Source organism: Arthrobacter sp. ISL-28, from assembly GCF_018613875.1.
Lineage (GTDB): Bacteria > Actinomycetota > Actinomycetes > Actinomycetales > Micrococcaceae > Arthrobacter.
Genome location: NZ_JAGGPJ010000028.1, coordinates 70,263 through 89,640, shown reverse-complemented (window position 1 = coordinate 89,640; position 19,378 = coordinate 70,263). Strand labels below are relative to the sequence as shown.

The window sequence follows — 19,378 nt, the reverse complement described above, 5'->3', positions numbered from 1 at the left end:
GGTTTTCCAAGTCTAGTGCAGGGGTACGATCGACAGGATGGCTTGGCTACACAGAGCGCGTGACAGTTTTCACAGGACTGCTTCCGCCAACCGCTCCCGCACCAATCTCGCCCTGACCGCTGCCGCCCTTGCGGTGATGCTCGGGGCGGCATCCTGCACGCCGCCGTCATCTGGGCCGGCGCCGGAACGCAGTTCACCGGCGCCGAGTTCACTGGCAGCGTCAGGTTCGGGACATAAGCCGACGACGGCGGCACGGGCGCCCGCGGCAACGCCGCTGAGGCGGGCGGCGGGGAAGGGGACGGCGCCGCTGGGCTGGGGGCCGCAGCAGCGCGACCAGGAGGCGGCAGCCGCGGCCGTGGCCAGGATGACGCTGAGCCAGAAGGCTGGCCAGGTGCTGATGCCGTTCTATGCGGGACTCAACCATGAACTGCAGGCAGCCACCATTGAACGGCTGCACCTTGCCGGCTCCATGGTCATGGGGGACAACGTACCGCGGACAGCGGGCGGGCTCGTTGATGTCCGCCGCATGACGGCCGCCACCGGGCGCCTGGGTGCAGCCTCCCGTTCCGGGGGCCGAACCTGGCCCGGCCTGATCGGGGTGGACCAGGAAGGGGGAGTGGTGTCCCGCCTGGGTGCGGCGCTCACCCAATGGCCAACCCCGATGAGCTACGGGGCAGCCGGAAGCGTGCCGCTGGCAACCGAAGCCGGCAAGGGCCTGGCTGCAGAACTCGCGGCCCTCGGCTTCACCGTTGATTTCGCGCCGGCCGCTGACGTCACCATCGGTCCCGCAGACCCGACGATCGGCGCCCGCTCCATGTCCGCCGATCCCCGTGCAGCCGGTAACCTCAGCATCGGATTCTCGCGCGGCATGCTGGCGGCCGGAGTGCTGTCCAGCATCAAGCATTTTCCGGGCCACGGTTCCGTGACCGTGGACTCGCACAAGGACCTTCCGGTCCAGACGGCCACCGTGGCCCAGCTGAAAGCCCGGGACTGGAAACCGTTCCGGGCTGCCGTCGCAGCAGGCACTCCGATGATCATGACCGGCCACATCGCCGTTCCCGCCCTCGAACCGGGCGTCCCGGCATCCCTCTCCAAGCCCAGCTATGCCGCACTGCGGTCCATGGGGTTCAAGGGCGTAGCAGTCACGGACGCCCTCAACATGGGGGCAGTGAACGCCCGGTACCCGCGCGGCTCGGCAGCCCCCGCCGCACTTGCCGCCGGCGCTGACCTGCTGCTGATGCCGGCAGACGTCAACGCGGCCCACACGGCCATCGTCAATGCTGTCGCCGCCGGAAAGCTGCCGCTGCCGCGGCTCGATGAGGCAGTCCGCCGTGTGGTCACAATGATGATCTGGCGGGGACGCACTGCATCCGCAAAGACGCACGCCCGTGCAGGCAGCGCGGAGGATGTGTCCGCGAAGGTGTCCGCCCGCGCCGTCACGGTTATCGCCGGCCCCTGCCGGGGGCCGCTGGTGCCCGGCCGCCTGAGGCTGGCGGGCGGGACGGCGGGCGACCGGGCGCACTTTGCTGCGGCGGCCCGGGATGCGGGCATTACGCTCGGTGCTGGGCCGCTGGTGACGCTGATCGGCTACCGCGGCGCTCCCGCAGGCGGGGACATTGCCGTGGCCCTCGACGCACCCTGGCCGCTGGCCGGCTCTTCGGCACCCACGAAGGTGGCCCTCTACGGGCGCACGCCAGGCGCCTTTAAGGCTCTGCTGGCCGTGCTGGCCGGCAAGGCGGCAGCACCCGGCAAACTGCCGGCCGCCGTCGGTCCCTACCGCCAAGGTTCCGGCTGCCGCTGACAGCACCTGCGTCACAATCAGGAGATTCCCGTCGGCCCGGCCTGCCTGGGCGGTTACCCTCCGGCCTGCCCGTTTAATGGAGGGGTGCCGATTCTGAATAAAGACATGACCCTGTGCATCTCGCTCTCGGCCCGGCCGAGCAACAACGGGACCCGCTTCCACAACTACCTGTATGACCAGCTCGGACTGAACTGGATCTACAAAGCCTTTGCTCCCACCGATCTGGCCCTGGCGATCGCCGGCGTCCGCGGCCTGGGAATCCGGGGCTGCGCCGTATCCATGCCGTACAAGGAAGACGTGATTGCCCTCGTCGACGCCATGGACCCGTCGGCCAAGGCGATCGACTCGGTGAACACCATCGTCAACGACGCCGGCCGCCTCACCGCCTACAACACCGACTACACCGCGATCGAGCAACTGCTGGAACGCAACGCGGTTCCCAAGGAATCCTCGGTGCTTCTCAGGGGCGCGGGCGGCATGGCGAAGGCCACGGCAGCCGCACTGAGGGACGCCGGCTTCAAGGACGTCACCATCATTGCCCGGAACAAAGCCGCAGGCCGGGCCCTTGCCGAACTCTACGGATTCCGGTGGAGTGCGGAACTCGGCGACGCCACGGCCGACATGATCATCAACGTCACACCGGTTGGCATGGCCGGTGGCGCCGAAGCGGACTGGCTGTCCTTCCCCGCAGGGACCATCGAGGCCGCCAAGGTGGTGTTCGACGTGGTGGCGCTGCCGCCGGAAACGCCGCTGATCAAGGCGGGGCGGGCGGCCGGGAAACAGGTCATCACGGGTGCCGAAGTGGCCACGATCCAGGCGCTGGAGCAGTTCGTGCTCTACACGGGCATCCGCCCCACCGACCAGCAGGTGCGCGACGCCGAAGCGTTCGTGCGGGCGCAATAGGCTCAAAGCCCCCGGGCAGCAGCCGGCTAGACCGGCTCCACCGAGACGGCCACCCTTTCGTCACCGATTCTGGTGAGGACCAGGGTGGCTGTTTTCTTGCCCGCGTTCTTCCCGCTGCTTTTCCCCGCCGGCAGGAGCTGCTTCCGGAGCTCCTCCGGCGTGACCGACGTGCCCCGCTTCTTGATGTCCAGCACGCCGATGCCGTTCTGCTTCACCCAGGCCTTGAGTCCCTTCACGCTGTACGGCATGACCTCCAGGACCTTGTACGCGCGGGCGAAGGGTGTGTCCGTGAGTCCCGGGGCGCAGATGTAGGCGATGTGCTCGTCCACGAGGTGTCCGCCCAGCTGCAGGGCGAGGTCTGCCACGAGACCGGCGCGGATCACTGCGCCGTCCGGCTCGTAAAGGTAGCCCGCCACGGGGCCCACGGGCGCCGCCGGGCCGCCGTCGAAGTCCTCGGCACTGGTGAGTTCCGCCGCTCCCTGCGGGCCCAGCAGCAGGGCCGCCCGCCGGACCTCTGGCCGGGCGACGGCGTTGAACCAGAGCGTGACCTCGGTGACATCGCCGCCCACCGAGACCCACTGCGCCTCGCAGCCGGCCGGCACGGAGTCGTGCGGCATCCCCGGCCCCATCTTGACGCCCACCGCAAGCCCGGAGGCGGCGAGTGATTCCACGAAGGAGAGCGGCGGCGAAAAGGCCTCAGGGTCCCAGATCCTCTTGGTCCCGGACGTCGACGTCGTGCGCCGGGCCGGATCCAGCCAGACCCCGTCGGCGTCGCCGAGTGAAACCGAGGTGGCGTCCGAATGGACCACCGTGGCGTGCGGAAACGGAATGAGGTTGATCGTGGCGCACGCGGCGGTGGTTTCATCGACTTCCACCGCAGTTACGGCGATGTCCAGCGACGCGAGCGCCATGGAATCCGCGCCCAGGCCGCAGCCGAGATCGGCGACGTGCCGGATGCCCGCCTGGGCGAAGCGCTGGGCATGCCTCGCGGCCACGTTGAGCCGGGTTGCCTGCTCAAGGCCGGCCTGTGTGAATAGCATCTGGCGCGCGAACTCGCCAAACTTGCCTTCCGCCTTGGTCCGCAGCCGGGACTGGGTGAGCACAGCCGACACGAGGGCGGGGGAGTGCCCGGCCTTGCGCAGGCTTGAGTTGAGCGCAAAGGACTGGTCCTCGCGGTAGGGACCCAGCGAAGCCAGCAACTGCCATCCTTCTTCGGTGAGGAGATGGGCGATCTGGTCCTGCGGTGCGTCAGACATGCAATCAAGCCTAGTGGAGTGCCCGCCGGCCGCTTGCCGATAGGGTGGTCTGAATGGAATCCAGCGCAACGCCCAGCCCTGATCAGCCTGCCCGCACCGGCCTGGCACGGTACGCTCACCTCGCCCGCTATGCGCGCCCTGCGCTGATCGCCGGCGTCGCCGCCGCCATCGTCTGCCTCATCCTGCTGGCGATCATCTTCCTGCTCGATTCGTTCAACTCCACCGTCTACTCGGTGGGCGGCAAGAACATCAACGACGCGACCGACGAGGCACGCCAAATCCGGGGCCTCTACTCGGGGGTGCGGGTCGGCGGAGTCGTGTTCCTCATTGCCTCAGCGGTGACAGCCGCCGTGGCCGCCGTCGTGATCATCCGGCAGCGCAAAAATACGCCGCACACCGACGACGACGGCGGCGAGGACGTGGGGTTCGACGCGCTGGCCGGCCGCTGATGCCCGGCAACGTGTTCACCGCAGACGAAATTCTGGCACTCACCTTGACCGAGTGCTAACCCCTTACATAGAGTCATCATTAGCACTCTCCCTAGGAGGGTGCTAACACATGAAGAACTGCCAGCCTGGCTGCTGCCGGCACCGCGACGACGGTCTGCCGCCAAGGCACCACAGTTTTACTGTCCATGAATTTGCTGACGAAAAGGAGAGGTCCGAGTGTCGGTCTCTATTAAGCCTCTTGAGGATCGTATTGTTGTCCGCCCGCTCGAAGCCGAGCAGACCACGGCTTCCGGCCTGGTCATCCCGGACTCCGCGCAGGAGAAGCCGCAGGAAGGCGAAGTTGTCGCAGTAGGCCCCGGCCGCTTCGAGGATGGCAACCGTGTTCCGGTCGACGTAGCCGTCGGCGATGTCGTTATCTACTCCAAGTACGGCGGAACTGAAGTCAAGACCGGCGGCGAAGAGTACCTCGTGCTGTCTGCCCGCGACGTTCTGGCGATCGTCGTTAAGTAACTCTCTGGATCCCCGTGCCGCTGATCCTGTCTGATTTTCGTCAGACCGGTCGGCAGCACGGGGTTCTGTCTTGAAAGGACAAACCATGGCAAAGCAGCTTGCGTTTAACGACGCTGCCCGCCGGTCTCTTGAAGCCGGCATCGACAAGCTCGCCAACACAGTCAAGGTGACGCTTGGTCCCCGCGGCCGCAACGTTGTGCTGGACAAGAAGTGGGGCGCACCCACGATCACCAACGACGGCGTCACCATTGCGCGTGAAGTCGAACTGGATGACCCGTACGAGAACCTTGGTGCCCAGCTGGCCAAGGAAGTAGCCACCAAGACGAACGACGTCGCCGGCGACGGCACCACCACCGCCACCGTGCTCGCACAGGCCCTGGTCAAGGAAGGCCTGCGCAACGTTGCTGCCGGCGCCGCCCCGGGCCAGATCAAGCGCGGGATCGAGATCGCTGTTGAATCCGTCGCAGCACGTCTGCTGGAGAACGCCCGCCCCGTTGAAGGCACCCAGGTCGCCAACGTGGCCGCCATCTCCGCCCAGAGCGACGAGGTCGGCGAGCTGCTGGCCGAGGCCTTCGGCAAGGTCGGCAAGGATGGTGTGATCACCATCGAGGAATCTTCCACCACGCAGACCGAACTGGTCCTCACCGAGGGCATGCAGTTCGACAAGGGCTACCTTTCCCCGTACTTCGTCACAGACGCCGAACGCCAGGAAGCTGTCCTCGAGGACGCCCTCATCCTGATCAACCAGGGCAAGATCTCCTCGGTGCAGGAATTCCTGCCGCTGCTGGAAAAGGCGCTGCAGAGCTCCAAGCCGCTGTTCATCATTGCTGAAGACGTCGACGGCGAGGCGCTCTCCACGCTGATTGTCAACCGCATCCGCGGCACCCTGAACGTCGTTGCCGTCAAGGCTCCGGGCTTCGGTGACCGCCGGAAGGCCATGCTGCAGGACATCGCCACCCTGACCGGTGCGCAGGTTGTCTCCCCGGAGCTGGGCCTGAGCCTGGACACCGTTGGCCTGGAGGTGCTGGGTACCGCCCGGCGCATCACGGTCACCAAGGACAGCACCACCATCGTTGACGGCGCCGGTTCGGCCGAGGACGTTGCAGCACGGGTTGCCCAGCTGCGCGCCGAGCTGACCCGCACCGACTCCGACTGGGACAAGGAAAAGCTGCAGGAACGCCTGGCCAAGCTGGCCGGCGGCATCGGCGTGATCAAGGTCGGCGCAGCCACCGAGGTCGAGCTGAAGGAAAAGAAGCACCGCATCGAAGATGCAGTGTCCTCCACCCGCGCCGCCCTCGAAGAAGGCATCGTGGCCGGCGGCGGTTCCGCCCTCATCCACGCGCTGAAGGCACTCGACGAGGACCCTGCTGTCACGGCCCTCGAAGGTGACGCAGCCGCGGCTGTGGGCATCGTCCGCCGCGCCCTGGTCCAGCCGCTGCGCTGGATCGCCCAGAACGCCGGGCACGACGGTTATGTCGTGACCGCCCGGGTGGCCGAGCAGGACAACAACCACGGCTTCAACGCCAAGTCGGGCGAGTACGAGGACCTGATCGCCGCGGGTGTCATTGATCCCGTCAAGGTCACCCGTGCAGCCCTGCGCAACGCAGCCTCCATCGCCGCCCTGGTTCTCACCACCGAGACCCTCGTGGTGGAGAAGCCGGCCGACGAAGACGAGCACGCAGGCCACAGCCACTAGGGTTGCAGCAACGCGCACGACGGTAACGCGCACGGCGGTAACGCGCACGGCGGTAACGCGCACGGCGGTAACGCCCAAGGAGGAGCCGGTCCAGCAACAGCTGGGCCGGCTCCTCCTTTTCGCCTGTTCAGGACACGCCGTCGCGACGCGCCCGGGGGCGCGCCAATTTGTCCCCTAAGATCACGAAACGGTAACATGAATGTTTTGTGCCGCGGCTTTGAGGGGGATGTTTGTGACTGTAGCGAGAACAGTGGACCAGCCGGGCCAGGAGTTCCGCCAAGCTCCGGACCAGATGCCGCGGTCGGCCCAGATCAAGGCTAAGCCTGGCTACCGGCCCGAGGTCCAGGGCCTCCGCGCCCTGGCCGTGCTCATGGTGGTGACCTACCATGTCTGGCTTGGACGCGTCTCCGGCGGTGTGGACATTTTCCTGCTGATCTCCGCGTTCCTGCTCACCCTGTCCTTTGTCCGCAAGGTGGAAAGCGGCAAGCCGCTGCATCTCGTGAGCCACTGGCTGCACCTCTTCAAGCGGCTGATCCCGGCGGCCGTCGTGGTGATCCTCGGCGTCCTGGTGGGCACCTGGCTCGTCATTCCGCAGAGCCGCTGGCCGGACGTTCTCAACGAGGCCTGGGCGTCCCTGCTATACCGGCAGAACTGGCTGCTGGCGGACGCCGCGGTGGACTACTACGCCCAGAACCATGCCGGCGCCAGCCCGCTTCAGCACTTCTGGTCCCTGTCCATCCAAGGCCAGGTGTTCATCCTGTGGCCCCTCACCTTTGCGGCCGGCGCCCTCGTGTGGCGGCTTCTTCGGCGCCGGCGGAACGTCAGTTACCGGCTCATCCTAGTGGTGGTCTTCGCCGGCATCTTCATCGCGTCCCTCATCTTCTCCATCGACCAGACCGCCACGAACCAGGCCTACGCCTACTTCGACACCAGGACACGGCTGTGGGAATTCGCACTGGGGTCCCTGCTGGCGCTGTCCCTGCCGTACCTCAAGCCCGGAAAGGCGCTGCGGGTAGTGCTTGGCTGGGGCGGGCTCGCGGCCATGATCTCCTGCGGACTCGTCCTCACCGTGGACCGGTCATTTCCCGGCTTCATCGCACTGTGGCCCACGCTCGCGGCTGCTGCCATCATCATCGCCGGCCAGAGCGGCAGCCTGTTTGGGGTGGACCGGTTCCTGAGCTCCAAACCCCTGGTGGCCCTCGGCGACAACTCGTACGCCCTCTACCTCTGGCACTGGCCCCTCCTGGTGCTGGCGCTGGCTGGCACGGGGATCGAAAAGCCGAACCTCGTCCAGGGCCTGGCCATCGTGGCCGCCTCAGTGGTCCTTGCCGTGCTGACCACCCGCTTCGTGGAGAAGCCGCTCCGCGAGTGGCACTGGCCGCAACTGCGGGCCTGGCGGACCGCCGTCGTCATCGTTGCCTGCGGTGCCCTGCTGGCCGGGCCGGTTGCCGTCTGGCAGACGCGGCTGACGGCGGACGAAGCTGCCGCCGCCGCCCAGCCGCGTGAGCTGACACCGGGTGCGGCCGCCCTCGCGCCTGAAAATGCCGGCAAACCCACTCCGGAGGCCACCGTGATTCCGGCACCCGCCGCCATGAATAACGAGTGGGCGGACATCGACGGACTGTGCACGGACGGCAACGTTCCCAGCGACCCGCTACTCAGCGGCTGCCTGCAGAACAGCAGGCCGGACAAGGTGACGAAGCGCATCGTGGTGCTCGGCGACTCCCACGCCCAGCAGTACATGGCCGCACTCGGCCCCATCGCCAAGGATCACGGCTGGGAGGTGGTTACGCTCTTGAAGGGCAACTGCCGGTTCGGCGCCGAATCACCCGAGCGGGACGCCGATTGCAACGCCTTCAACAAAGCCAGTGCGGCCTACGTCATGGAGCACAAGCCTGATGCCGTGTTCACGGTGGCATCCCTGACCCACAAGGAAGCACCCTTCGAAACCGAAGTGCCCGGCTACCTGGACGGCATCAAGCAGTTCACCGACGCGGGCATGGATGTCGTAGGAATCCGGGACAACCCGCGCTTCAGCATCAACATGCCCGAATGCGTCCAAAAGCACGGCGCCGAGGCGCCGGAGTGCAACGCGCCGCTGGGCGAGTCACTCGCAGCGTCGTCGCCGCTGGACGCCTACAAGGGCAAGGTGAAGGGCCTGCACCTGATGGACATGAGCGACTTCATCTGCGCCGGCGGCATCTGCCCTGCCGTGGTGGGCAATGTCTACGTCTACAAGGACGATAACCACCTCACCAAGACCTACGTGCAGTCCATGATCCCGATGTTCGAGAAGCGGCTGCTCGCCGCCACCGGCTGGAAGTAAGAGACACCTGCCGGCCGCTGCCGCCGCCGGGGCGGCCGCGGCCGCGTGCCATTGCTCACAATGCCGTTCCGGAATATGGGGATCGCCGCAGAGGTTCTAGAATTTATTCAATACTTCTGCACAGGCCAGTCCCGTAATGACGGGCTGGTCATCAGTTGCAACCCCTACCCGTGAACCAATAACCAAGGTAAGAGGCGCACTCATGACCCAGCCCGAACATGACCCGTTCGGCTTCATCGGCCTGACGTACGACGACGTCCTGCTGCTTCCCGGCCACACGGACGTCATCCCGTCCGACGCCGACACCTCCTCCCGGATCTCCAAGCGGATCACAGTGGAGACCCCGCTGCTGTCCGCCGCGATGGACACCGTCACGGAGTCCCGCATGGCAATCGCCATGGCCCGCCAGGGCGGCCTTGGCGTCGTGCACCGGAACCTGTCCATCGATGACCAGGCTGACCAGGTTGACCGCGTCAAGCGCAGCGAGTCCGGGATGATCACCAACCCGCTGACCATCCGGCCCGAGGCCACACTGCAGGAACTCGACGAGCTCTGCTCCCAGTACCGGGTTTCCGGGCTTCCGGTCGTCGACGACGGCAACCGCCTTCTCGGCATCGTCACCAACCGCGACACCCGCTTCGTGCCGGAATCGGACTTCCCGATCCGCCTGGTCAGCGACGTCATGACCAAGATGCCGCTGGTCACCGGCCACGTCGGCATCAGCCGCGACGAAGCCTCGCACAAGCTGGCCACCAACAAGATCGAGAAGCTTCCCCTCGTCGACGAGCAGGGACGCCTCAAGGGACTCATCACCACCAAGGATTTCACCAAGGCCGAGCAGTACCCGCTGGCCACGAAGGACGACGAGGGCCGCCTGCGCGTCGGTGCCGCCATCGGCTTCTTCGGTGACGGCTGGGAACGGGCCATGAAGCTCGTGGACGCCGGCGTGGACGCCCTCTTCGTGGACACGGCCAACGGCCATTCGCAGGGCGTGCTGGACATGATCCGCCGCCTGAAGTCGGATCCGGTCGCCGCGCACGTGGACATCATCGGCGGCCAGGCCGCCACGCGTGAAGGGGCCCAGGCGCTGATTGACGCCGGAGCCGACGGCATCAAGGTGGGTGTGGGCCCGGGTTCCATCTGCACCACCCGCGTCGTGGCCGGCGTGGGCGTTCCCCAGATCACCGCCATCTACGAGTCCGCCAAGGCGGCCATTCCGGCCGGCGTTCCGCTGATCGCCGACGGCGGCCTCCAGTACTCGGGCGACATCGGCAAGGCGCTGGTCGCCGGAGCCGACACCGTGATGCTCGGTTCCCTGCTGGCCGGCTGCGACGAGTCCCCGGGCGAGCTGATCTTCGTCAACGGCAAACAGTTCAAGAGCTACCGCGGCATGGGCTCGCTGGGCGCCATGCAGTCGCGAGGCAAGAACACGTCCTACTCCAAGGACCGGTACTTCCAGGCCGATGTTTCCGGTGACGACAAGCTCATTCCCGAGGGCATCGAAGGCCGGGTGGCGTACCGCGGGCCGCTGGCTTCCGTCGCCTACCAGCTGGTGGGCGGGCTCCGCCAGACCATGTTCTACGTTGGTTCGCCGACCATTGCAGAGCTGAAGGCCCGCGGCAAGTTCGTCCGGATCACTCCGGCAGGGCTGAAGGAATCCCACCCGCACGACATCCAGATGACGGTCGAGGCGCCGAACTACGGCTCCCGCTGACCTACACCGCTGGTTGAGCGGGTAGGGATGAAGCCGTGATTTCGACAGGCTCAATCAGCGGACCGGCCTCAATCAGCGGGCCGACCACGGGACTAGGCTGAAGCCATGGCCGAGCTCCTTCCCGCCCGCGAGCCCCGGCGCAAGCTCGCACTGAGGCCCTATGCGCGTGCGGTGGCACAGGTGCTGCGGGTCAGTTTCCGGGCGTTACCCGCCGCCGTCGTGATGAAAGTCGCGGGCTCACTGATTTCCGCGGCGCTGCCGCTCGTCACCACGTACTTCGCAGCCCTGACCACCACCGCTTTGGCCGCCGCGTATTCCGGCGACCCGGCGGCAGGCCAGCAAGCGATCGTCTATGTCATCATCACCGCTGCCCTCGGTCTTTTCTGGGGCGGATTCAGCAGTGTGGACCGCTATATCCAGCAGCTCATGAGCTTCAAGGTGGGGGCGATTGTGGGCGATCTGATGTACGAGCGCTTCCTCGCACTGGAATTCTGGCGCTACGACGACAAGGAGACGGTGGACCTCTACGACCGCGCCAAGAGGTTCTCCGATTCCTATGCCCGGGTCCTGGACCGGATTGCCGCGATCTTCACGCAGTTGGTCTCCGTGATCCTCGCGGTCGGGGCGCTGCTGTTGGTCAGCTGGTGGATCGCCGTGATTGTCCTCGTCGCGATTGTTCCCAGTGTGTACCTGCAGTTCAAACTCTCCCGCGAACAGATCGCGCACTGGAACACGCAGGTGGACTCACGCCGGCAGCGGCGGATGATCGAGACCAACCTGCTGCGCCCGCAGCACATTGCCGAAATGCGCCTGTACGGCATCGTGGGCTACCTCATGGGGCTCCGCTCCAGGCTGCGCGATGCGGACGAGCGGCGCAGGCTCGACTTCCAGAAGCGCTACATCCCCAAGCAGCTCGCGGCGGACGCCCTGCAGTACGGTGCCGAAGTCGTGTCCCTGATCTGGGTGGTCGGCCAGATCATCGCCCGCGCCCAGCCCGTGGGCCAGTTCCTTTACGTGCAGCAGATCGTCAGCCGCGCCCTCTCCACCGCCAACAACCTCGTCTCCTCCCTGAGCTCCATTGACGAGGACCTGGCGAACCTCAAGGATTACGAACTGTTCATGGCACTGCCGGTGCACTCCGACCATTCACCGCCGGTCCTGGGCGCGCCGAAGGAGGTGGAGCTGCGCGATATCCGGTTCACTTACACGGGCAGCGATCTGGAGGTCATCAAGGGAATCAGCATGACCATCAGGGAGGGGCAGCACATCGCGATCGTGGGGGAGAACGGCGCGGGCAAGTCCACTCTGATCCGGATTCTTGCCGGACTCTACCGGCCCGATTCGGGGCAGGTGCTGCTCGATGGCGTCGATCTCGCCGCCGTCGACGTCACCTCCTGGCACCGCCACCTGGCAGTGCTCAGCCAGGAATTCCTCAGGTACGAGTTCGCCACGGCCGCGGAGAACATCTACTTCGGGGACGTTGATTCACCCCGCGACGACGGCCGGATCCGGCAAGCGGCCGCGGACGCCGAAGCGCTGGACTTCATTAGCCGGCTTCCGAACGGCCTCGACAACCATGTCAGCAACTGGATGGAGGACCCGCGGGGACGGAAGGGGAGCGGACTCTCCGGCGGGCAGTGGCAGCGGCTGGCCATGGCGCGGAACTTCTACCGGAACGCCTCCTTTATGGTGATGGACGAACCCACCTCGGCCATCGACGCCCTTGCCGAGCACCGCATCTTCACAAGGCTCTTCGCAGACCGCGGCAGCACGATCATCGCGATCAGCCACCGCCTCGCCACGATCGAAAAGGCTGACATCGTCTACATGCTGGAGGACGGCATGCTCGTGGAACAGGGTACGCACAAGGAGTTGGTGGCCCTGCGGGGACGCTACTTCAGGATGTTCGAGTCCCAGCTGAGCGTGGATGAGGGAGTCTGACGGGCGCAGCCACGGAGCCGGCATCGGTGCCAGGCACGTTCGCTGGGATAACCTAGAGCAGTGACTTACGAGATTGAGATTGGCCGTGGCAAGCGTGGGCGTCGTGCCTACTCCCTGGATGACATCGCGATCGTCCCCAACCGTCGTACGCGTGACCCCAAGGACGTATCCGTCTCATGGCAGATCGACGCCTACCAGTTCGACATGCCGGTCATCGCCGCGCCGATGGATTCCGCCATGTCGCCCGCGACGGCCATCGCCCTGGGACGGCTCGGCGGCCTCGGAGTCCTGGACCTGGAAGGTCTGTGGACCCGTTATGAGGACCCCCAAGCAGTCCTGGACCAGATCGCGGCGCTCGAGGACGAAACCAACAGGCCCGCCGTCACCCGCAGGATGCAGGAGCTCTACCGGGCACCCATCCAGCCCGATCTCATCACGTCCCGGCTGGCTGAAATCCGGGCCGCCGGTGTCACAGTCGCTGGTTCCCTGACGCCCCAGCGCACACAGGAACACTACAAGACCGTGCTGGCGGCCGGCGTCGACATCTTCGTCATCCGCGGAACCACGGTCTCCGCCGAGCATGTCTCGAAAGACCACGAGCCGCTGAACCTCAAGCAGTTCATCTACGAACTCGACGTCCCCGTCATCGTGGGCGGCGCCGCCGGCTACACGCCGGCACTGCACCTCATGCGCACTGGTGCTGCCGGCGTCCTGGTCGGTTTCGGCGGCGGTGCCACCACCACCACCCGCCGCGCGCTCGGCATCCACTCGCCGATGGCCTCCGCCATTTCCGACGTCGCCGCCGCGCGCCGCGACTACATGGACGAGTCCGGCGGGCGCTATGTCCATGTCATTGCCGACGGCGGCATGGGCTTTTCCGGCAATATCGTCAAGGCGATGGCCATGGGCGCCGACGCCGTCATGCTCGGTAGTGCACTGGCTCGTGCCGAAGAGGCGCCGGGCAAGGGCTGGCACTGGGGCCAGGAGGCCCACCACCTGGAATCGCCGCGCGGCGATCGGGTCAACGTCGGCACCGTGGGCCCGCTTGAAGAGGTCCTTTTTGGGCCCGGCCACCACACCAACGGCACGTCCAACCTGATCGGAGCGCTGCGCCGCTCCATGGCAACCACGGGCTACTCGGACCTCAAGGAGTTCCAGCGGGTCGACGTCGTGGTGTCGCCGTACGCCGGGAACTGACCCGTTTCGCCTCCTCCCCGTGCCCTGCCCATCGGCAGAGGTAAGAAGTAGTCTGGTGAACTACAACGTTCGATGACGATGGAGGCCTATCATGATCAGTTTCGCTGGTGGTCCGAACGTACTCCAAGGCGCCCTGGGGCCGGAGGCACGTGAAGCCTCCCTCGCAGCGCTCAAGGCCACGGCGGAGCCGGGCAAGGAACTCGACATCCTCATCGTCGGCGGCGGCATCGTCGGCACGGGTGCTGCCCTTGACGCCGTCACGAGGGGGCTGAACGTCGGCATCGTGGAACAGAATGACTGGGCCGCGGGAACCTCGTCCCGCTCCTCCAAGCTCATCCACGGCGGGCTGCGGTACCTGGAGATGCTGGACTTCGGGCTCGTCAAGGAGGCACTGCAGGAACGGGGACTGCTCCTTTCGGAGCTGGCGCCGCACCTCGCGCGTCCCGTCCCGTTCCTCTATCCGCTGTCCAAGCCATTCCTTGAGCGGCCCTACGTCGGGGCGGGCATTGCCCTCTACGACCTCATGTCCATCTCCGGCGGCCACAAACGCGGCGTGCCGTTCCACAAACACCTGACGCGGCGCGGAACGCTGCGGGCGGCACCCAGCCTCAAGGACGATGCGTACGTGGGCTCCATCCGCTACTACGACGGGCAGGTGGACGACGCCCGATACGTTGCCAACCTCGTCCGCACTGCCGCCTACTACGGGGCCCACGCCGTCAGTCAGACGGCGGTGGTCGACTTCCTCCGCGAGGGCGAGCGCGTGGTAGGCGCCAAAGTCGTCAACCATGAAGACGGGTCCAGCTTCAAAATCCGGGCCAAGCAGATTATCAATGCCACGGGCGTCTGGACCGACGAAACCCAGGCCATGGTCACCGAGCGTGGCCAGCTCAAGGTCCGCGCCTCGAAGGGCATCCACCTTGTGGTGCCCCGGGACCGCTTCCAGTCAACGGTCGGCCTCATCCTGCGGACCGAGAAGTCCGTGCTTTTCGTCATCCCGTGGGGACGGCACTGGATCATCGGCACAACGGACACCGACTGGCATCTGGACAAGGCGCACCCTGCCGCATCCAGCAAGGACATTGACTACATCCTGGAACACGTGAACGCCGTTCTCAAGCGTCCCCTGACCAGGGAGGACGTCGAGGGTGTCTACGCCGGACTCCGGCCGCTGCTGGCGGGTGAAAACGACTCAACGGCCAAGCTGTCCCGCGAGCATATTGTGGCCCATCCATTGCCCGGGCTCGTGGTGGTGGCGGGCGGCAAATGGACCACTTACCGGGTCATGGCCAAGGACGCGGTGGACGAAGCCACCCGGAGCATGGATGAACGTGTGCCGCCGAGCTGCACGGAAACCATTCCGCTGCTCGGCGCCAGCGGATTCAAGGCGGCCTGGAACCGCCGCAACAAGACAGCCGAGGAATCCGGCGTGCACGTGGCCCGGGTGGAGCACCTGCTCAACCGGTACGGGGCCATGGCGCCGGAAGTGCTGGCCATCATCCACGACAACCCGGAACTGGCCGAACCGCTGCCAGGAGCCGACGATTATCTGCAGGCCGAGGCTGTCTATGCCGCAACCCATGAAGGCGCCAGGCACGTGCAGGACGTCCTGACCCGGAGAACGCGCATTTCCATCGAGTCCTGGGACCGGGGTGTGTCCGCCGCACCGGTAGTCGCTAAGCTTATGGGAGAAATTCTTGGCTGGAGCGATGCGCAGCGGGAAAGTGAAATCAAGCACTACCTTGCGCGGGTGGAAGCCGAAAGACTCAGTCAGCAGCAGCCGGACGACGAGTCAGCAGACGCTGCCCGCCTGGGTGTCGAGGACATCGTTCCCCTGCGCTGAGATCGCATCCTGCCGCGCAAGAGGCCCCGGCCTCACTGAAGGGACACCACTTGGCGGAACCACTGGACCGTTACGACGCGGAACTCACCACGCCGGAAATGGTGATTCTGGAGATGGACGCAACGGACAAGCTGGACGCGTCGACGCAGCTTGCCCGCAAGCTCTACGACGCCGGCAGGATCTCGGACCTCGAGGGCTTCCTGAAGCACGTCAATGCCCGCGAACACCAGCTGGCCACCGGGCTGCCCGGGGGAGTGGGCCTGCCTCACGCCCGCAGCGAGTTTGTGTCACGGACCTCCATCGCCATCGGCATCACCAAATACGGCAAAGCCCTCGACTTTGGCGCGGCCGACGGACCGGCCACCGTGGTCCTGCTCATCGCCACTCCGGCGAGCTCCTTCTCGGACCATCTCGAAGTGCTGGCCACCCTGGCCAGGTCCCTGTCGAAGGAATCCTTCCGCGAGTCGCTGCGCCGCGCTTATGACGCTGAAGTGATTGCGGAGCTGATCAACTCAAGCCTGGTCTTCTTCGATCACTAGGCGCAGGCCCGGTCCGGCTGCCCTCGTTCGTTTCGTTGTTCTACACGGAGACGAAGTACGGTTAAGGGGTGTGGAAAACAGCCCTTCAGCCCCGGTGGATCGCAGGCCTGGTCTTTGCGATCGTCATTTCCGGTGTCTTTGTGCTGCTGAGCCAGTGGCAGTTCGGCCGGTCCACGCAGCCTGAGGTCCCGGTCAGCCCCACTACGGAGGAAGTTAAGAACCTCACCGGCACCCTGCAGCCCGGTGAATTCTTCCGCGGTTCGGTGGCCGACCAGATGGTCACCGCCACAGGCACCTATGACGCCGCCAAGCAGGTCCTCGTCCCCGGCCGGCTCAAGGGCGACGAGACCGGATACTGGGTCGTGTCAGCCTTCGCCGTCGACGGCGCCCCCGTGCTTAAAGGCGCGGCGACATCCCCGAAGACGTGGATACCGGTGGCGCGCGGATGGATCGCCGATCCCGCCCAAGCCGGCCCTCCGCCGTCGGGCACTATCAGACTAACCGGACGGCTCCTGCCGTCCGAGGCTCCGCTTCCCGGCACGGCCCCCGCGCCGGGGCAAGCCTCTGCCGTTTCCGTCGCCGAACTCATCAACATCTGGAACGTCAGCAGCTATCCGGCTTTCGTTTCGGCCGCTGCCGAGCTTTCCGGAACGTCCGACGTCGGTGCCGCCGCCTCCCCTGGCGGACTCGAACCCCTCAATATCGGCGCGCAGCCACCGCCGGCGAAGGTCAACTGGCTCAATCTTTTCTATTCTGTGGAATGGATTGTCTTCGCTGGTTTTGCCCTCTTCATCTGGTGGCGGCTGGTCAAGGACGACTACCAGCGGAGCCTTGAGGAGCACGAGGACAGCGACAGCGAGGGAGCGGCGCCCGGGCACGCCGATCCAGGACACCCGGAGCCTGACCAGACACATCCAGAACAGACCCAACAAAAGGTACAGCCATGATTGAACCCAAGCCTGCCATCCAGCCGCAGCCGTCGAATTCAGCTGGTGCGGGGGCCAAGAAGCGGCGCTTCGGCGGCACTCAGGCACAGATCCGCTCCGCCCTGAAGTTCTACAAGGTGATGGCCTACCTCACCGGCGCCATGCTGCTGCTGCTCTGCGCGGAGCTGGTTGCCCGCTATGGTTTCGGCCAGTACCTGTTCGCGGGCGGAACCAACGCCCTGAGCGGCCAGCCGTTCGGCTTCGGATTCGCCGACGCGGAACCGAAGGGCGTGCTCGGCGGCATCAACCTGTCGGTGGCCGTCCTCATCATCCACGGCTGGATGTATGTTGTGTACCTCATATCCGACTTCCGGCTGTGGACGCTGATGCGCTGGCCGTTCGTCAAGATGATCCTGCTGGCGCTCGGCGGGGTGGTGCCGTTCCTGTCCTTCATTGTGGAAAAGAAGTTCCATGCCGAGGTGGATGCCGAACTCGCAGCAAACCCGGAGGCGGCCAGCCGCTACTAGGCGCCGGACGTTTAGTGCGTCACAGCAGGGCCCCTCAAGGTGCGTCGGAGCAACGGCGCAAAGTAGTCTAGGACAGTGACTACTCCCACTGCATCCCAGACTTCCCAGAAGCCGGTGCTGGTTGTTGACTACGGTGCCCAGTACGCGCAGCTGATTGCCCGCCGCGTCCGGGAAGCGAATGTGTATTCGGAAGTGGTTCCGCATACCTACACCACCGAGCAACTCCTGGCCAAGAACCCCGCCGCCATCATCCTTTCCGGCGGGCCCTCCAGCGTCTACGCGGACGGCGCGCCGAGCGTCGGCGCCGACCTCTTCGAGGCAGGCGTTCCGGTCTTCGGCATCTGCTACGGCTTCCAGGCGATGGCCAATGCGCTGGGCGGAAAGGTTGCCCAGACGGGACTGCGCGAGTACGGCTCCACGGAGGCCACGGCGGTTGGAGCTGCACGTTCCATCCTGTCCGGTGTCCCGGAGCTGCAGAACACCTGGATGAGCCACGGTGACTCCGTCCAGGAGGCGCCCGACGGCTTCGACGTCCTCGCCACCACCGCAGGCGCGCCGGTAGCCGCTTTCGCCAACGAGGAAAAGTGCCTGTACGGCGTGCAGTGGCACCCGGAGGTCAAGCACTCGGCCTACGGCCAGCAGGTCCTGGAGAACTTCCTCTTCAAGGGCGCCAAGCTCGAGCCGAACTGGACCACGGGCAACATCCTCGAGGAGCAGGTTGAGCGCATCCGCAAGCAGATCGGCAGCGACCGGGTCATCTGCGGCCTGTCCGGCGGCGTGGACTCTGCTGTGGCCGCCGCGCTCGTCCAGCGCGCCGTCGGGGACCAGCTGACCTGTGTTTTCGTAGACCACGGACTGCTGCGCGAAGGCGAGGCCGAACAGGTTGAGCGCGACTTCGTCGCCGCCACCGGGGTCAAGCTGTACGTGGCCAATGAGCAGGAGCGCTTCCAGGCCGCCCTGGCCGGCGTGAGCGATCCCGAGACCAAGCGCAAAATCATCGGCCGCGAGTTCATCCGCGCGTTCGAAGAGGCCGAGCTCGCCATCATCGCCGAGGCCGCGGCCCACGGCGAGAAGATCAAGTTCCTCGTGCAGGGCACCCTGTACCCGGACGTCGTCGAATCAGGCGGCGGCGAGGGTGCTGCGAACATCAAGAGCCACCACAACGTGGGTGGGCTGCCGGAGGACCTGCAGTTTGAGCTGGTCGAGCCGCTGCGTGCCCTGTTCAAGGACGAGGTGCGTGCCGTCGGCGCCCAGCTGGGCCTGCCGCAGGAAATCGTCGGCCGCCAGCCGTTCCCCGGCCCCGGCCTCGGAATCCGGATCGTCGGCGAGGTCACCAAGGAGCGACTGGACCTGCTGCGCAAGGCGGACGCCATCGCCCGCGCCGAGCTGACCGCTGCCGGCCTCGACAACGACGTCTGGCAGATGCCCGTCGTGCTGCTCGCGGACGTCCGCAGCGTGGGCGTCCAGGGCGACGGCCGGACGTACGGCCACCCGATCGTGCTGCGGCCGGTGTCTTCTGAAGATGCCATGACGGCTGACTGGTCACGCCTGCCGTACGATCTCCTGGCCCGGATCTCGAACCGGATCACCAATGAAGTCGACGGCGTCAACCGGGTGGTGCTGGACGTGACCAGCAAGCCGCCGGGAACCATCGAGTGGGAATAGCGTTGTGAGTGGCCGGTCTCCGAAAGGAGGCCGGCCACTTTGCTGTGCAGTGGGCGCAGTATGGCCCGGCAGCAAGGTCGCCGAC

Annotated in this window: 15 protein-coding genes; 14 read left to right on the top strand and 1 reads right to left on the bottom strand. The window is 66.1% G+C overall.

All coding sequences use genetic code 11. From position 1 onward, the window contains the following. The first annotated feature begins 37 nt into the window (after positions 1 to 37). Positions 38 to 1,801 (top strand): glycoside hydrolase family 3 N-terminal domain-containing protein, encoded by a 1,764-nt coding sequence (locus J7E80_RS18780; RefSeq protein ID WP_311380882.1) that lies wholly within the window; start codon positions 38 to 40, stop codon positions 1,799 to 1,801. Positions 1,802 to 1,885: 84 nt separating this feature from the next. Further along, a complete protein-coding gene (locus tag J7E80_RS18775; RefSeq protein ID WP_311380881.1) occupies positions 1,886 to 2,704 on the top strand; it encodes a shikimate 5-dehydrogenase in 819 nt (272 codons plus the stop codon). A gap of 26 nt (positions 2,705 to 2,730) precedes the next feature. On the opposite strand, the gene J7E80_RS18770 is transcribed toward J7E80_RS18775, so the two are convergent. Then, the gene (locus J7E80_RS18770) at positions 2,731 to 3,960 is read right to left on the bottom strand and encodes a class I SAM-dependent methyltransferase (protein WP_215053739.1); all 1,230 of its coding nucleotides are present in this window, start codon (positions 3,958 to 3,960) and stop codon (positions 2,731 to 2,733) included. A gap of 53 nt (positions 3,961 to 4,013) precedes the next feature. Here J7E80_RS18770 and J7E80_RS18765 point away from each other — a divergent pair, with 53 nt between their 5' ends. The 12 genes from J7E80_RS18765 to guaA all read left to right on the top strand — a co-directional run bounded on the left by J7E80_RS18765 (position 4,014) and on the right by guaA (position 19,293). After that, on the top strand, positions 4,014 to 4,409 hold the full coding sequence (locus tag J7E80_RS18765) for a hypothetical protein (protein WP_215053738.1): 396 nt from the start codon (positions 4,014 to 4,016) through the stop codon (positions 4,407 to 4,409). Positions 4,410 to 4,625: 216 nt separating this feature from the next. Next, entirely contained in the window at positions 4,626 to 4,919 is a 294-nt protein-coding gene (groES, locus tag J7E80_RS18760; RefSeq protein WP_215053737.1) for a co-chaperone GroES, read from the top strand. Between the two features lie 85 nt (positions 4,920 to 5,004). After that, entirely contained in the window at positions 5,005 to 6,615 is a 1,611-nt protein-coding gene (gene groL / locus J7E80_RS18755; RefSeq protein WP_215053736.1) for a chaperonin GroEL, read from the top strand. Between the two features lie 292 nt (positions 6,616 to 6,907). Continuing rightward, on the top strand, positions 6,908 to 8,941 hold the full coding sequence (locus J7E80_RS18750; protein ID WP_215053760.1) for an acyltransferase family protein: 2,034 nt from the start codon (positions 6,908 to 6,910) through the stop codon (positions 8,939 to 8,941). A 202-nt stretch (positions 8,942 to 9,143) separates the two neighbouring features. Continuing rightward, positions 9,144 to 10,655 (top strand): IMP dehydrogenase, encoded by a 1,512-nt coding sequence (guaB, locus tag J7E80_RS18745; RefSeq protein ID WP_215053735.1) that lies wholly within the window; start codon positions 9,144 to 9,146, stop codon positions 10,653 to 10,655. 105 nt (positions 10,656 to 10,760) lie between these two features. Next, entirely contained in the window at positions 10,761 to 12,596 is a 1,836-nt protein-coding gene (locus J7E80_RS18740) for an ABC transporter ATP-binding protein (RefSeq protein ID WP_215053734.1), read from the top strand. Between the two features lie 60 nt (positions 12,597 to 12,656). Further along, on the top strand, positions 12,657 to 13,793 hold the full coding sequence (locus J7E80_RS18735; RefSeq protein WP_215053733.1) for a GuaB3 family IMP dehydrogenase-related protein: 1,137 nt from the start codon (positions 12,657 to 12,659) through the stop codon (positions 13,791 to 13,793). A 91-nt stretch (positions 13,794 to 13,884) separates the two neighbouring features. Then, a complete protein-coding gene (locus tag J7E80_RS18730) occupies positions 13,885 to 15,636 on the top strand; it encodes a glycerol-3-phosphate dehydrogenase/oxidase (RefSeq protein WP_215053732.1) in 1,752 nt (583 codons plus the stop codon). A gap of 50 nt (positions 15,637 to 15,686) precedes the next feature. After that, a complete protein-coding gene (locus tag J7E80_RS18725) occupies positions 15,687 to 16,175 on the top strand; it encodes a PTS sugar transporter subunit IIA (protein WP_215053731.1) in 489 nt (162 codons plus the stop codon). Between the two features lie 68 nt (positions 16,176 to 16,243). Beyond that, positions 16,244 to 17,122, top strand: coding sequence for an SURF1 family protein (locus tag J7E80_RS18720; protein WP_215053730.1), 879 nt, complete (start codon positions 16,244 to 16,246; stop codon positions 17,120 to 17,122). Further along, positions 17,119 to 17,628, top strand: coding sequence for a DUF3817 domain-containing protein (locus J7E80_RS18715; protein WP_215053729.1), 510 nt, complete (start codon positions 17,119 to 17,121; stop codon positions 17,626 to 17,628). The genes J7E80_RS18720 and J7E80_RS18715 overlap by 4 nt, the downstream gene beginning before the upstream one ends. Positions 17,629 to 17,703: 75 nt before the next feature. Then, entirely contained in the window at positions 17,704 to 19,293 is a 1,590-nt protein-coding gene (gene guaA / locus J7E80_RS18710; protein WP_215053728.1) for a glutamine-hydrolyzing GMP synthase, read from the top strand. The last annotated feature ends 85 nt before the right edge of the window (positions 19,294 to 19,378 follow it).